Annotated in this window: 1 protein-coding gene; it reads right to left on the bottom strand. The window is 26.6% G+C overall.

Annotated elements, in window-relative coordinates; all coding sequences use genetic code 11:
• Window positions 1–118: 118 nt before the first annotated feature.
• Window positions 119–1,486 (bottom strand): TldD/PmbA family protein, encoded by a 1,368-nt coding sequence (locus tag BGI41_RS07965; RefSeq protein WP_088540167.1) that lies wholly within the window; start codon window positions 1,484–1,486, stop codon window positions 119–121.
• Window positions 1,487–1,754: the final 268 nt, after the last annotated feature.

The following is a 1,754-nucleotide window of genomic DNA, read 5'->3' as shown; positions in this document are numbered from 1 at the left end:
AAAATTAGTAGGTATTTGAATTGTAGTTATTTTGGTAGTTTTTAATTTAAAATTAGTAATTGTATTAAAATTATAAGTTTATAAAAAAATAGTAATTTATAAAAAAAATTAAATGTAATTATTGGCTTCCACCAACAATTGCATTTTGTATTCTAGTATGTGGACCTCCATCACCTACTGGTGCAATTTGTCCATCTTTACCACAGAAACCAACGCTTGTTTTAAAGTCAGATCCAAGTCCATCAATATGTTTAAGTGTTTCAAGTATATTACCACTTAAAGATACATCACGTAATGGTGTAGTTAATTCTCCATTTTCAATTTTAAATGCTTCTGTAGCATTAAATTGGAAGATTCCTTTACCAGTATCTACTTGTCCACCTCTTGATCCTTTAAGATATATTCCATCTTTAATATCTTCAATTAATTCATCAAAACTCATGTCTCCTGGTTGGAGGTAAGTATTACTCATTCTTACTATTGGTTGATCTTCCATACTTGATCTTGCATTTCCTGAAGATTTAATTCCGAGTTTTCCTGCTGATTCTCTTGAACTTAATAAGGATACTAATTCTCCATCTTTTACAAGATGGTTTTTAAAGGTTTTAACTCCTTCTGTATCATATTCATAGTGACCAAATGCATCCATAGTAGGGTCATCATAGATGTTTACAATATCTGATCCTATTTTGGTATTCATTTTATCTTTTAATATTGAATCATCTTGTAAGATTAAATCTGATTCTACTGCATGTCCTAATGCTTCATGAATCATTACTCCAGTTAATGTATTATCTGTTATAATTGGGAATTTTCCAGATGGTGCTGCTTTTGCATCAAGTAACCTTTTTGCACTTTCAGCAACATTTCTTCCAAAAGATTCAATATCTGCATTTTTAAGAACTTCATATCCTTTTGCTCCACCAAGACTATCATGACCTATTTGTATAAGTTCACCATTACTTGCAATAACATTTAAGAACATTCCAAGTCTAGTTTCTTCCATATGGATATTTGTTCCTTCACTGTTTAAGAATACAGATTCAGTTTCACTATCTGAATAGTTTACTGTAGCACTTATAATATTATCAAGTTTTGCAGCTTTATTTGTATCTTTAATAAGATCTATTTTTTCATTAATATCTACAGAGGATACTGGGATTTTTCTTGGTGTTTTAACATCATCTTCAATTACATCAGCATCACTCATTTTTACATCACTTTTAAGTGAATTAGATATTTTAATTGCTGTTTTTGATACTTCTTCAAGTTTTGATAAATCATTAGTATATGCAAAACCCCAAGCTCCATTATTAAGTACTCTTATTCTAGCACCATTTGTTAATCCACTGTTAATTTCTTGGAATTTATCATCTTTCATAACGATACTAGTTCCATTTCCTTTTCCTGCTCTAATATCTGCATAATCAACTTGAGATTCTATTTTTGTTATTAATTGGTCTAAATCGTTTATATCGTATTCCATAATAAAACCTGTTTAATTTGATTTATAATTTTTAAATCGCTATAATAATATATAATATATATTTAATAGTAATTAGATTATATTAATTAAATATATTATTTTTATATAAGATTAATATTTTTAATTTTTAGATTTTTTTATTTTAGTTTTATTTTTCTTGTGTGTTTTTTTTATTATTTTTTGTGTTTTTTGTTTAGTTTTAATTTTCATGTTTACTTGTGTTTTTTTAATTTTATTAAAATTCTTTTTTCTTATTTATTTTATTATT

Source organism: Methanobrevibacter sp. 87.7, assembly GCF_002208625.1.
Taxonomy (GTDB): domain Archaea; phylum Methanobacteriota; class Methanobacteria; order Methanobacteriales; family Methanobacteriaceae; genus Methanarmilla.
The sequence above is the reverse complement of the archived record's forward strand: the minus strand, read 5'-3'. Positions and strand labels throughout refer to the sequence as shown.